At 71.7% G+C, this 13,947-nt stretch carries 10 protein-coding genes; all 10 read left to right on the top strand.

What is annotated here, in order from left to right:
- Positions 1-36: 36 nt before the first annotated feature.
- The 10 genes from OG413_RS33775 to OG413_RS33730 all read left to right on the top strand — a co-directional run bounded on the left by OG413_RS33775 (position 37) and on the right by OG413_RS33730 (position 13,940).
- A complete protein-coding gene (locus OG413_RS33775; RefSeq protein WP_266812220.1) occupies positions 37-1,260 on the top strand; it encodes a Gfo/Idh/MocA family protein in 1,224 nt (407 codons plus the stop codon).
- A gap of 15 nt (positions 1,261-1,275) precedes the next feature.
- A complete protein-coding gene (locus tag OG413_RS33770; RefSeq protein WP_266812219.1) occupies positions 1,276-2,280 on the top strand; it encodes a sugar phosphate isomerase/epimerase in 1,005 nt (334 codons plus the stop codon).
- A 335-nt stretch (positions 2,281-2,615) separates the two neighbouring features.
- Positions 2,616-6,314: a ThuA domain-containing protein gene (locus OG413_RS33765; RefSeq protein WP_266812217.1), complete on the top strand. Its 3,699-nt coding sequence runs from the start codon at positions 2,616-2,618 to the stop codon at positions 6,312-6,314.
- A 97-nt stretch (positions 6,315-6,411) separates the two neighbouring features.
- Positions 6,412-7,533 carry an inositol-3-phosphate synthase gene (locus OG413_RS33760; protein ID WP_266812215.1) on the top strand — a complete coding sequence of 374 codons (1,122 nt, stop codon included), beginning with the start codon at positions 6,412-6,414 and terminating at the stop codon, positions 7,531-7,533.
- A 206-nt stretch (positions 7,534-7,739) separates the two neighbouring features.
- Positions 7,740-8,918, top strand: coding sequence for a UbiA family prenyltransferase (locus tag OG413_RS33755; RefSeq protein WP_266813244.1), 1,179 nt, complete (start codon positions 7,740-7,742; stop codon positions 8,916-8,918).
- Positions 8,915-9,856 carry a sugar phosphate isomerase/epimerase gene (locus OG413_RS33750; RefSeq protein ID WP_266812213.1) on the top strand — a complete coding sequence of 314 codons (942 nt, stop codon included), beginning with the start codon at positions 8,915-8,917 and terminating at the stop codon, positions 9,854-9,856. Before OG413_RS33755 ends, OG413_RS33750 begins: the two co-directional genes overlap by 4 nt.
- On the top strand, positions 9,850-10,518 hold the full coding sequence (locus OG413_RS33745) for an EboA domain-containing protein (RefSeq protein WP_266812211.1): 669 nt from the start codon (positions 9,850-9,852) through the stop codon (positions 10,516-10,518). Before OG413_RS33750 ends, OG413_RS33745 begins: the two co-directional genes overlap by 7 nt.
- A complete protein-coding gene (locus OG413_RS33740; protein WP_266812210.1) occupies positions 10,518-11,366 on the top strand; it encodes a TatD family hydrolase in 849 nt (282 codons plus the stop codon). Before OG413_RS33745 ends, OG413_RS33740 begins: the two co-directional genes overlap by 1 nt.
- A gap of 4 nt (positions 11,367-11,370) precedes the next feature.
- A complete protein-coding gene (eboE, locus tag OG413_RS33735) occupies positions 11,371-12,546 on the top strand; it encodes a metabolite traffic protein EboE (RefSeq protein ID WP_266812209.1) in 1,176 nt (391 codons plus the stop codon).
- Positions 12,543-13,940 carry a nucleotide pyrophosphatase/phosphodiesterase family protein gene (locus tag OG413_RS33730; protein ID WP_266812208.1) on the top strand — a complete coding sequence of 466 codons (1,398 nt, stop codon included), beginning with the start codon at positions 12,543-12,545 and terminating at the stop codon, positions 13,938-13,940. The genes eboE and OG413_RS33730 overlap by 4 nt, the downstream gene beginning before the upstream one ends.
- The last annotated feature ends 7 nt before the right edge of the window (positions 13,941-13,947 follow it).

The following is a 13,947-nucleotide window of genomic DNA, read 5'->3' as shown; positions in this document are numbered from 1 at the left end:
CGCCGCCACCGAACCACCGACGAGGAGGAAGTCCGTATGGCCCGTAGGGAAGAGACGGAGCAGGAGGCCGCAGCGCCGCCGCGACAGTCGCCGACGCTCGGTGTCGGCATGGTCGGATACGCGTTCATGGGAGCCGCCCACTCACAGGGGTGGCGCACCGCGGGACACGTCTTCGACCTGCCGATGAGACCCGCTCTCGCCGCGATCTGCGGACGCGACCGTACGGCGGTCGACGCCGCCGCGGCCCGGCACGGCTGGGCGGCCGCGGAGACCGACTGGCGGGCGCTGATCGCCCGGGACGATGTGCAGCTGGTCGACATCTGCACCCCCGGCGACAGCCATGCGGAGATCGCCATCGCCGCCCTCGAAGCCGGCAAGCACGTACTGTGCGAGAAACCGCTGGCCAACACGGTCGCGGAGGCGGAGGCGATGACCCGGGCCGCGGAGCGCGCCGCGGCCCGCGGTCAGGTCGCGATCGTGGGCTTCAACTACCGCAAGGTGCCCGCGATCACCTACGCGCGCAAACTGATCGCCGATGGCCGCCTCGGCCCCCTGCGCCACGTACGGGCCACCTATCTCCAGGACTGGCTGGTGGACCCGAAGTCGCCGCTCACCTGGCGGCTCAAGCGTGAGCACGCCGGGTCCGGGGCGCTGGGTGACCTCGGGGCGCACATCGTCGACCTCGCCCAGTACCTGGCGGGGGAGCTGCTGGTCGGAGTGTCGGCCGTCAGCGAGACCTTCGTACGGCAGCGGCCGCTGCTCGCCGGTGCCCCGTCCGGGCTCTCCGGGGCCGCGGACACGGCCGGGCACGGGGCGGTGACGGTGGACGACGCGGCGCTGTTCACCGGCAGGCTCGCCTCCGGGGCGCTGGCCTCCTTCGAGGCGACCCGGATGGCGGCGGGCCGCAAGAACGCGCTGCGGCTGGAGATCAACGGGGAACTGGGCTCGCTCGCCTTCGATCTGGAGCGGCTCAATGAACTGTCCTTCCACGACCACACCGAACCGGCCACCACGGCGGGGTTCCGGCGCATCCTCGTCACCGAGCCCGAGCACCCGTACCTGGAGGCGTGGTGGCCGCCGGGCCACGCCCTCGGCTACGAGCACACCTTCGTCCACCAGGCCCGGGACGTGGTCAGCGCCATCGCCACCGGATCGGCCCCCGTGCCGTCCTTCGCCGACGGACTCCAGGTGCAACGGGTGCTCGCGGCGGTCGAGGAAAGCGCCGAGAAGAACTCCGTACACACTCCCGTCCCGTTCTAGGAGGTTCCGCGCCCCATGCCCCGCCCCTTCACTCTCTTCACCGGCCAGTGGGCAGACCTTCCGTTGGAGGAGGTCTGCCGGCACGCCCGTGACTTCGGTTACGACGGACTCGAACTCGCCTGCTGGGGCGACCACTTCGAGGTCGACAGGGCCCTGTCCGAGCCCGGCTACCTGGACGGGCGGCGGCAGCTGCTCGACAAGTACGGGCTCACCTGCTTCGCCATCTCCAACCATCTGGTCGGGCAGGCGGTCTGCGACAACCCGATCGACGAACGGCACCAGGCGATCCTGCCCGCCCGCGTCTGGGGCGACGGCGAACCCGAAGGCGTACGCCGACGGGCCGCCGAGGAGATCAAGGACACCGCGCGAGCGGCGGCGGCGTTCGGGGTGCGGACGGTCATCGGCTTCACCGGCTCCTCGATCTGGCACCTGGTCGCCATGTTCCCGCCGGTCCCGCCGCACATGATCGAGCGGGGCTACGAGGACTTCGCGGAGCGCTGGAACCCGATCCTCGACGTCTTCGACGCGGAGGGGGTGCGCTTCGCCCATGAGGTGCACCCCAGCGAGATCGCGTACGACTACTGGACCACGCACCGCGCCCTGGAGGCCGTTGGCCACCGCCCGGCGTTCGGGCTGAACTTCGACCCGAGCCACTTCGTCTGGCAGGACCTCGACCCGGTCGGATTCCTGTACGACTTCCGGGACCGGATCTACCACGTGGACTGCAAGGAGGCCCGCAAGCGCCTCGACGGACGCAACGGGCGGCTCGGCTCGCACCTGCCGTGGGGCGATCCCCGGCGCGGCTGGGACTTCGTCTCGGCCGGGCACGGCGACGTGCCGTGGGAGGACGTCTTCCGGATGCTCCGGTCCATCGGCTACGACGGGCCCGTCTCCGTCGAGTGGGAGGACGCCGGCATGGACCGGCTGACCGGTGCGCCGGAAGCGCTTGCCTCGCTGAAGCGGTTCGACTTCGACCCGCCGTCGGCCTCCTTCGACGCGGCGTTCGGCGGCAACGGCTGACCCGTCCCCGAGCGCTCCACCCCGCCGAGAACCAGCAGGCCATGAGGCGGAGCGCTCGGGGAACCCCGCCCGTGCAACCCGGCGGCACACCCGCCGCCGGGTCGGTCAGGGCTGCCCGGACGGCGCTTTGTCCTGTCGCGGGAGGAAGGCCGACTTCACTCCTGCACAAGGGCTTTCCGTCCGGGAAGAACAGGTCTACCGTCCCCAACGTGTACACCACATGACTCGCGTCACCGGGGCCCCGCCAGGTTCCGGATGACGAGCGCGCGGCAGTCCCCGCGCGGCACGGCAAGGCACCACCCGCCCGTACAACCGGCACTCTCCGGAGGACATTCGTGCACAGAACCAGAAAGCGGCTCCGCGTACACAAAACCCTCGCGCTGTTCACCGGCGGACTCCTCGCCGCCGCGACGCTCACCCTGAGCTCCGCGCCGGGAGCCGTCGCCGATCCGGCCGCGCAGGCCGCCGCGGCGGAGGACTTCCAGCAGGTCACCCTCGCCAAGGGGGCCGCCGAGACCGGCGAGCCCATGTCGCTGGCCGTCCTCCCGGACCGCAGTGTGCTGCACACCTCGCGCAGCGGCGAGCTGCGGATCACCGACAGTGCGGGCAACACCCGGATATCCGGCACCCTCCCCGTGTACTCGCACGACGAGGAAGGGCTCCAGGGAGTCGGCGTCGACCCGGACTTCGCCGAGAACCGGGCGATCTACCTCTTCTACGCGCCCCCGCTCAGCACCCCCGCCGGCGACGCCCCGGAGAACGGGACGGCCGCGGACTTCGCCAAGTTCGACGGCGTGAACCGGCTCTCCCGGTTCGTCCTCAAGGCGGACGGCACCCTCGACAACGCCAGTGAGAAGAAGGTCCTCGACGTCCCCACCTCGCGCGGCATGTGCTGCCACGTCGGCGGCGACATGGACTTCGACGCGCAGGGCAACCTGTATCTGTCGACGGGTGACGACTCCAACCCCTTCGCCTCCGACGGCTTCACGCCGATCGACGACCGGGCCGACCGCAACCCGGCGTTCGACGCCCGACGCACCTCCGGGAACACCAACGACCTGCGCGGCAAGATCCTGCGCATCAAGGTCGCCGACGACGGGACGTACACCGTTCCCGACGGCAACCTGTTCGCGCCGGGCACCGCGAAGACCCGCCCCGAGATCTACGCGATGGGCTTCCGCAACCCGTTCCGCTTCACCGTCGACAAGCCCACCGGCATCGTGTACGTCGGCGACTACGGCCCCGACGCGGGTGCCGCCGATCCCAAGCGCGGACCGTCCGGACAGGTCGAGTTCGCCCGGGTGACGAAGGCCGGGAACTTCGGCTGGCCCTTCTGCGTGGGTGACAACAAGCCCTACATCGACTACGACTTCGGGACGAAGACCTCGGGCGCGGCGTTCGACTGCGCCGCCCCGAAGAACGAGTCGGCGCACAACACCGGGCTCGTCGACCTGCCCCCGGCCCAGCCCGCCTGGATTCCGTACGACGGCGGCTCCCTGCCCGAGTTCGGCTCCGGTTCCGAGTCCCCGATGGGCGGCCCCGTCTACCGCTACGACGCGGCCCTCGACTCCCCGGTGAAGTTCCCCGAGGCGTACGACGGTGACTTCTTCGCCGGAGAGTTCGGCCGGAAGTGGATCAAGCGCATCGAGCAGGACGGGGAAGGCACCGTCCAGTCCATCAACGACGTCCCGTGGACCGGCACGCAGATCATGGACATGGCCTTCGGTCCGGACGGCGCACTGTACGTCCTCGACTACGGCCTCGCCTGGTTCGGCGGCGACGAGAACTCCGCGCTCTACCGCATCGAGAACGCCACCGGCGGGCGCTCACCCGTCGCCGAGGCAGCGGTGAACAAGACCTCGGGCACCGCCCCGCTGAAGGCGAAGTTCTCCTCGGCGGGCACCGCCGACGGTGACGGCGACGCGCTCACGTACGCCTGGGACTTCGGCGACGGCGGAAAGTCGACGGCCGCCAACCCCTCGTACACGTACAAGAAGAACGGTACGTACACGGCGACCCTCACCGCGAAGGACCCCACGGGCCGCACCGGTTCGGCCAGCGTGCATGTGACCGTCGGCAACACCGCACCGAGCGTGGACCTCGTCTTCCCCTCGGACGGCCAGCAGTTCGAGTTCGGTGACGCGGTGCCGTTCAAGGTCGACGTCAGCGACCCCGAGGACGGGGCCATCGACTGCACCAAGGTCGAGGTCAAGTTCACGCTCGGCCACGACAGCCACGGCCATGACATCACCACCGAGCACGGCTGCGAAGGCACCATCAAGACGGCGATGGAGGGCGGGCACGACCCCAACGCCAACATCTACGGCGGCATCTCGGCCTCCTACACCGACGGCGGGGGCGGCGGCCAGGCCGCGCTGAGCGGCCGCGACCAGGCACAGCTCCAGCCCAAGCACCGCCAGGCCGAGCACTTCGGCGACTCGTCGGGCGTCAAGATCTACGACAAGGCGAGCGCCCGCGGCGGCAAGACGGTCGGCGACATCAACAACGACGACTGGATCTCCTTCAAGCCGTACATCCTCGCCGGAACCACCAAGCTCACGGCCCGGGTGTCCTCCGACGGCGCGGGCGGCTTCCTGGAGGTACGCGCCGGATCGGCCACCGGCAAGATCCTCGGCTCCGCGCCCGTACCGGTGACCGGCAGCTGGGACACCTTCCAGGACATCGACGTACCCCTGCGCGGGGCACCCAAGAAGGCCACGGAACTCTTCCTGGTCTTCAAGGGCGGCGACGGCGCGCTCTACGACGTCGACGACTTCGAACTCTCCAACAGCCCCGTGGACAGGACCGCCAAGCGCATCCTGGTCTTCTCCAAGACCGGCGGCTTCCGCCACGACTCGATCCCGGCCGGCGTCACCGCCCTGAAGGAACTGGGCAAGGACACCAACATCACCGTCGACTCCACCGAGGCGGCCGGTCAGTTCACCACCAGCAACCTGGCGCGCTACGACGCCGTCGTCTTCCTCTCCACCACCGGTGACGTCCTCAACGCCGAACAGCAGAAGGCGTTCGAGAACTACGTCGCGGGCGGAGGCGGCTACATGGGCGTCCACGCCGCCGCCGACACCGAGTACGACTGGGAGTTCTACGGCGGCCTGGTCGGCGCCTACTTCTCCTCGCACCCGCAGATCCAGCCCGCCACCGTCCGCGTCGAGGACCGCGACCACCCGGCCACCGCCCATCTGGACGAGGCCTGGGACCGCACCGACGAGTGGTACAACTACCGCACCAACCCGCGGGACAAGGCCAACGTCCTCGCCACCCTGGACGAGACCACCTACACCGGCGGCACGATGAAGGGCGATCACCCGATCTCCTGGTGCCAGACCTACCAGGGCGGCCGCTCCTTCTACACCGGACTCGGCCACACCAAGGAGTCCTACACCGAACCGGCCTTCCGCCAGCACCTGCTGGGCGGCATGCGCTACGCCGCCGGTCAGGTCAAGGCCGACTGCAAGCCCGACACCGGCTACCGCACCATCTTCAACGGCAAGACGCTCGAAGGCTGGAAGCAGGCGGGCCCCGGAAAGTTCAACGTCACCGGCGGTGAACTGCGCTCCGAAGGCGGCATGGGCCTGCTCACCTACCAGGCCAAGGAGCTGAAGTCGTACTCCCTGAAGCTCGACTGGAAGATGGCGGGCGACGACAACTCCGGCGTCTTCGTCGGCTTCCCGGAGTCGGACGACCCGTGGTCCGCGGTGAACAAGGGCTACGAGATCCAGATCGACGCCACGGACGCCGTCGACCGCACCACGGGCGCCGTCTACACCTTCAAGTCGGCCAACATCAAGGCCCGTGACCAGGTTCTGCGGCCGCCCGGCCAGTGGAACAGCTACGAGATCCGGGTCCAGGGCGAGCGGCTCCAGATCTTCCTCAACGGAGTCAAGATCAACGACTTCACCAACACCGATCCGGCCCGCAGCCTGAAGGACGGCTACATCGGCCTCCAGAACCACGGAGCCGACGACCAGGTGTCCTTCCGCAACATCCAGCTCAAGGAGCTGCCCTCGACGTAGGGCGGCCACCTCTGCCGACGACGGGCGGGGGAGGCTCACACACCTTCCCCCGCCCGTCGTCCTCCACCCCTCTTCATCCCCCCAGGGAGGCAGCCCCGTGACCGCACATGCCGTTCGTACCGGAGTCTGGTTCATCGGAGCACGCGGCTCCGTCGCCACCACCGCCACCACCGGCTGCGCCGCCATCGCGGCGGGGCTCCACCCGGCGACCGGCATGGTCACCGAGACACCCCCCTTCGCCGATGTCGGACTGCCACCCCTGGCCTCCCTGGTCTTCGGCGGTCACGACACCATCGACTGCCCGCTGCCCAAACGGGCCGAGGCGCTGGCCGCCGGAGAGGTCCTCCCGCACGGCCTGCCCTCCGCCGTACGCGCCGAACTCACCACGGCCGACGCGGAGATACGGATCGGCGGACCGCTCCCCGGCGACACCCGCACCGACGAGGAACTCATCACGGCGTTCACCGCCGACCTCACCGACTTCGCCCGCCGCAACGAACTGGCGCGCACCGTCGTCATCAACGTCTCCTCGACCGAACCCGCCCCCGGCCCGGACGACCCGCGGCTGCCCGCCAGCTCCCTCTACGCGGCCGCCGCGCTCCGGGCCGGCTGTCCCTACGTCAACTTCACCCCCTCCACGGGCCTGCGCAGCCCGGCCCTTCAGGACGCCGTCGCCACCTGCGAGCTTCCCCACGCCGGCCGCGACGGCAAGACGGGCCAGACACTGCTGCGTTCCGTGCTCGCCCCGATGTTCCTGCAACGCGCCCTGCCCGTACGGGCCTGGTCCGGCACGAACCTGCTCGGCGGCGGGGACGGCGCGGCGCTGGCCGACCCGGCCGCGGCGGCGGCCAAGAACGCGGGCAAGGAACGCGTCCTGGCCGACACCTTCGGCACCGCCCCCGAGGGCGAGGTCCACATCGACGACGTCCCCGCGATGGGGGACTGGAAGACGGCCTGGGACCACATCGCCTTCGACGGCTTCCTCGGCTCCCGGATGATCCTCCAGACGATCTGGCAGGGATGCGACTCCGCGCTGGCGGCCCCCCTGGTCCTGGACCTGGCCCGGCTGCTGGCCCGCGCCCACGAAGCCGGTCTGACGGGCCCCCTGCCGGAGCTGGGCTTCTACTTCAAGGACCCGGACGGCGGTGCCTCGGCCGCACTGTCCGAGCAGTACGCGGCTCTGGTGGCCTTCGCCGAGCGGCTGCGGGTGCAGCAGTGAGGTGGCGCCTGCCGGCCCTGCTGAGCACCGTGACCGGGACGCGGCCGAGCGTGGCTTTTGCGCCTTTGGGCCCGGCGGCCGGGGTTTCCGCACCTTCGGGTCCGGCTGCCACGACCTCCGCGCCGTCGGGTCCGGCCGCTGCCGCGGTGCCCACCGACAGCCTGTCCGGTGCGGGCGGGACTGCGCCCGCACCGGACAGGCGCACGATGCCGCGAGGTGGCCGGGCCCGTGCGTGGGCGGAACTCCTGCGGGTGTCCGCGCTGTTCACGGTGCCCGGCGACGCGCTCGCCGGAGCGGCGGCGGCCGGACTGCGCCCCAACCGGCGCACCGCGCTCGCCGTGGGCGCCTCGCTCTGCCTGTACGAGGCGGGGATGGCCCTCAACGACTGGGCGGACCGGGAGGAGGACGCCGTCGACCGACCGCACCGCCCGATTCCCTCGGGCCGGATCGCACCGGCCGCCGCGCTGGGTGCGGCCGGAGCGCTGACGATCGCGGGTCTGGCCCTGGCGGCCCGCGCGGGCCGCCCCGCGCTGCTGGCGGCCTCGGGCCTCGCGGCCACGGTCTGGGCGTACGACCTGCACCTCAAGCACACGAAGGCGGGCCCCGCGGCGATGGCCGCGGCGCGCGGACTCGACCTGCTGCTGGGCGCGACGGCGACGGCAGGGGTACCCGAAAGCGTTGCGGGCCCGGCGCGGCCTACCGGGCCCGCCCGTCCGGCAGCCGCCCCCGCCCCGACGGCAGCCGTCGCCGTTCCCACCGCGCTCCCGGGACGGACCTCGGCTGCCGCCACCGCCCCGCTGCGCACCATCGGGCCGCCGGTCCATGCGGGCGCTCGCACCATCGTGGGCGCCGTCGCACCGCGCCCCCTCGCCGCCGCCCGTGCCGCGGTTCCCGCCGCCGCCCTGCTCGGGGCGCACACCTACGCCATCACCGCGGTCTCGCGGCAGGAGGCGCAGGGCGGGTCCACCGTGGCGCCGCTCGCCGCGCTCGGCGCCACCGCGGCGTTCGGCATCGCCGTGGCGGGCGGGCGCCGCGGGAGCGGGGGACCGCCCCCGGTCCAGGGAGGCGCCGGCGCGGGGGAACACCTCGGCGGGCCATTGCGCACCACCGCGCTCCGGGCCGCCACGTTCGCTTCGACACCGGACCGGCTCCTGCTCACCGCGCTCGCCGCCGCCTACCTCCGTACCGCCGCGCCACCCCTCCTGCACGCCGCCCTCAACCCGTCCCCGGCCCTCACCCAGCGCGCGGTGGGCGGCGGCATCCGGGCCATGATCCCGCTCCAGGCCGCGCTGGCCGCCCGAGCGGGGGCACCCGGTGCCGGGCTCGTCGTCATGAGCCTCGTCCCCCTCGCCCGGAAACTCGCACGGAAGGTGAGCCCCACATGACCCTCCACCTCGGCTACGGCACCAACGGGCTCACCGACCTCCGCCTCGACGACGCCCTCGGGCTCCTCGCCGACCTCGGGTACGAGGGGGTCGGCCTGACCCTCGACCACATGCACCTCGACCCCCTCGCCCCGGACCTCGCCGAGCGCACCCGCCGGGTGCGCCGCAGGCTCGACGCCCTGGGGCTTGGCGTCACCGTGGAGACCGGCGCCCGCTACGTCCTCGACCCCCGTCGCAAGCACGGCCCCTCCCTCCTCGACCCGGACCCGGAGGCCCGCGCCGCCCGTACCCGGCTGCTCGTCCGGGCCGTCGACGTGGCCGCCGACCTCGGCGCCCACGCCGTGCACTGCTTCAGCGGAATCACCCCACCGGACCTCTCCGCGGGCGTCTCTGCGGGCGCGACGGCGGACACCGTGCAGGATTCGGCACCGGACATCACACGGGAATCGATACCGGACGCCGCGTCGGACACCGCCTGGAAGCGGCTGGCCGACGCGCTCACCCCAGTGCTCGACGCCGCCGACCGCGCGGGCATCCCCCTCGCCATCGAGCCCGAACCCGGTCATCTGCTCGCCACGCTCGCCGACTTCCACCACCTGCGCGCACTCCTCGGGGACCCCGCCCCCCTCGGGCTCACCCTCGACATCGGCCACTGCCAGTGCCTGGAGACCGCCTCGCCCGTGGACTGCGTCCGGGAGTCCGCGCCCTGGCTCCGCCATGTCCAGATCGAGGACATGCGGCGCGGTCTCCATGAACACCTCCCGTTCGGCGACGGCGAGATCGACTTCCCGCCGGTGCTCGCCGCACTCGCCGAGTCGGACTACCAGGGCCTCACCGTCGTAGAACTGCCCCGCCACTCCCACGCGGGCCCCGAACTCGCCCGCCGGTCGATCGAGTTCCTGCGCGAGGCCACGACGAAGGGAGCCATCCCGTGCTGAAGTCCCGCGAGGAACTCGACGGCGAGCTCGGCGGAGCCGCCAGGGCCTGGCTCGACGAAGCGCTCGCCGAGGCCGCGCACGACGCCGCCCGCACCCGGTCCGGCCCCGTGACGGACAGCCCGTATGCCGCGCCGCCGTGGGAGCTGCGATACGCCGCCGCGGGCCGGCGCTGCGGACTCGAACACGCCGACTCCGTACGCTGCCTCCTCCTTGTCGAGGCCCGTGCCGCGCTGCCCTCCGTGACCCGGCTCTACGAACAGGGCACCGCCGCCGAACGCCGCGCTGTCCTGCTCACCCTGCACCGGCTGGCTCTCGGCGCCTCGGCACTCCCGCTCGTCGAGGACGCCCTGCGCACCAACGACACCCGGCTGGTCGCCGCGGCCGTCGGACCCTACGCGGCCACCCATCTCGACGCGCACGGATGGCGGCACGCCGTCCTCAAGTGCCTGTTCACCGAGGTCCCCGTCGAAGCCGTCGCCGAGCTCGCTCGCCGTGCTCATGGTGATGCCGAACTCGCCCGCATGCTAGGGGACTTCGCCGCCGAGCGCACCGCCGCCGGCCGCGCCGTCCCCGCCGATCTGCGCACCGTCCTCGCCCTCACGGAAGCCACCGGAGCCGCTGCCCCGGCCCCCGCACCCGCCGCCCCCACGGAGGAGTCCTGATGCGCATCTTCGACCCCCACATCCACATGACCTCCCGTACCACCGACGACTACCAGGCGATGTACGACGCCGGGGTCCGGGCGCTCGTCGAACCCTCCTTCTGGCTCGGCCAGCCCCGCACCTCGCCCGCCAGCTTCTTCGACTACTTCGACGCCCTGCTCGGCTGGGAACCCTTCCGCGCCTCCCAGTACGGCATCGCCCACCACTGCACGCTCGCCCTCAACCCCAAAGAGGCGAACGACCCCCGCTGCACCCCCGTCCTCGACGCGCTGCCCCGCTATCTCGTCAAGGACTCCGTCGTCGCCGTCGGTGAGATCGGCTACGACTCCATGACCCCCGCCGAGGACATCGCCCTCGCCGCCCAGCTCCAGCTCGCCGCCGACCACGGGCTGCCCGCCCTCGTCCACACCCCGCACCGCGACAAGCTCGCCGGTCTGCACCGCACCATCGACGTCATCCGTGAATCGCACCTCCCCCCGGAGCATGTGCTGCTCGATCACCTCAATGAGACAACCGTAAAGGCCGCCACTGACAGCGGCTGCTGGGCCGGCTTCTCCATCTACCCGGACACCAAGATGGACGAGGACCGGATGGTCACGATCCTCAAGAACCACGGCACCGAGAAGATGCTCGTCAACTCCGCCGCCGACTGGGGCAGGAGCGACCCGCTGAAGACCCGCAAGGTCGCCGACGCCATGCTGAAGGCCGGATTCACCGAGGACGACGTCGACCAGGTGCTCTGGCGCAACCCCGTCGCCTTCTACGGGCAGAGCGGCCGGCTCCAGCTCGACATCGCCGACCCCGACCCGCTCCACGAAGGCAACTCCATCCTGCGCGGCGGGGAGTGAGCCGATGCGCTTCCGCCACCCCGACGGCTCCACGGTCCACCTCTCCTACTGCACCAACGTGCATCCCGCCGAGACCCTCGACGGAGTCCGCGCCCAGCTGCGCGACCACAGCGAACCGGTACGCAAACGCCTCGGCCGCGACCGCCTGGGCATCGGCCTCTGGCTCGCCAAGGACGCCGCGCACGCCCTGATCAACGACCCCGCCGAGCTGCGTTCGCTCCGCGCCGAGCTGGACCGCCGCGGTCTCGAAGTGGTCACCCTCAACGGCTTCCCGTACGAGGGCTTCGGCGCCGAGGAGGTCAAGTACCGCGTCTACAAACCGGACTGGACCGACCCCGAACGGCTCTCCCACACCACCGACCTCGCCCGCCTCCTCGCCGCCCTGCTGCCCGACGACGTCGGCGAAGGCACCATCTCCACCCTGCCGATCGCCTGGCGCACCCCGTACACCGGGGACACCGAAGCCGCCCGCACCGCGCGCAAGGCCCTCATCACCCTGGCCCAGCGCCTCGACGCCCTCGCCGAGCTGACCGGCAAGTCGATCCGGATCGGCCTCGAACCGGAACCCGGCTGCACCGTGGAGACCACCGCCGACGCCATCACCCCGCTCACCGAGGTGGGGCACGACCGCATCGGTATCTGCGTCGACACCTGCCACCTCGCCACCTCCTTCGAGGACCCCGGCACCGCGCTGGACGCCCTGGCCGCCGCCGGGGTGCTCGTCGTCAAGTCCCAGCTCTCCGCCGCCCTGCACGCCGAACACCCCCATCTGCCCGAGGTGCGCACCGCGCTCGCCGCCTTCGCCGAGCCCCGCTTCCTGCACCAGACCCGCACCCGCACCGCCGCCGGGCTGCTCGGAACCGACGACCTCGACGAGGCACTGGCCGGCCGGGCGTTACCGGACAGCAGCCCGTGGCGCTCCCACTTCCACGTACCGCTGCACGCCCCACCGGCGCCCCCGCTCACCTCCACCCTCCCCGTGCTCCGCGACACGCTCGCCCGGCTCGTCGGCGGAGCGCTGCCCCTGACCCGGCACCTGGAGGTCGAGACGTACACCTGGCAGGCCCTCCCGGCCGAGCTGCGGCCCCGCAACCGCACCCAGCTGGCCGACGGCATCGCCGCCGAACTCACCCTCGCCCGCGACCTCCTGGTCGACCTCGGCCTCAAGGAGCTCCCATGAGCACTCCCGCGAAGGACAGCGCCCCCACCCCCCTCCTCGTCCTGGACGTCGTCGGCCTCACCCCCCAGCTCCTCGCCCACATGCCGAACCTCAGGGCCATGGCCGAATCGGGCGCCCAGGCACCGCTCTCCACCGTCCTGCCGGCCGTCACCTGTGCCGCCCAGTCCACCTTCCTCACCGGAACCACCCCCGCCGAGCACGGCATCGTCGCCAACGGCTGGTACTTCCGCGAGCTCGGTGACGTCCTGCTGTGGCGCCAGCACAACGGACTGGTCGAGGGCGACAGGCTCTGGGACGCGGCCCGCCGCGCCCACCCGGGCTACACCGTCGCCAACATCTGCTGGTGGTACGCGATGGGCGCCGACACCGACTACACCGTGACCCCGCGCCCCGTCTACTACGCCGACGGCCGCAAGGAGCCCGACTGCTACACCCGGCCCCCGGCCCTGCACGACGAGCTCACCGACAAGCTCGGCACCTTCCCCCTCTTCCACTTCTGGGGCCCCGGAGCCGACCTCGTCTCCTCTCAGTGGATCATCGACGCCACCCGGCACATCCTCGCCACCCGCACCCCCGACCTCGCCCTGTGCTACCTGCCCCACCTCGACTACGACCTTCAGCGCTACGGCCCCGACGACCCCCGTTCCCACCGGGCGGCCACCGACCTCGACCGGGCCGTCGCCCCGCTGCTCGCCGACGCCCGCGCCGAAGGCCGTACCGTCGTCGCGCTCTCCGAATACGGGATCACCCGCGTCGAGCGGCCCGTCGACATCAACCGGGCGCTGCGCCGGGCGGGCCTGCTGGAGGTGCACACCCAGGACGGCATGGAATACCTCGACCCGATGGCCTCCCGCGCCTTCGCCGTCGCCGACCACCAGATCGCCCATATCTACGTACGCCGTCCCGAGGACCTCGAAGCCACCCGCGAAGCCCTCGCGGACCTGCCCGGCATCGAGCAACTCCTGGACGACGAGGGCAAGAAGGCCCACCACCTGGACCACCCGCGCTCCGGCGAACTCGTGGCCGTGGCGGAGAAGGACGCCTGGTTCACGTACTACTACTGGCTCGACGACGCCCGTGCCCCCGACTTCGCACAGCTCGTCGAGATCCACCGCAAACCCGGCTACGACCCCGTCGAGCTCTTCATGGACCCTCAGGACCCCTACGTCCGGGTCAAGGCCGTCACGGCGGTCGCCCGCAAGAAGCTGGGCATGCGCTATCGCATGGCGGTCGTCCCTCTCGACCCGTCACCTATTCGCGGCAGCCACGGCCGCCTCCCCACGAGCGACGACGAAGGTCCGCTCATCCTCTGCTCCACCCCCCACGCCTTCCCCGGACGGGTCCGGGCCACCGAAGTGAAATCCCTGCTCCTCCAGCTTGCCGGACTGCACTGACAGCCCT

The organism is Streptomyces sp. NBC_01433 (genome assembly GCF_026340105.1).
GTDB lineage: Bacteria > Actinomycetota > Actinomycetes > Streptomycetales > Streptomycetaceae > Streptomyces.
The sequence above is the reverse complement of the archived record's forward strand: the minus strand, read 5'-3'. Positions and strand labels throughout refer to the sequence as shown.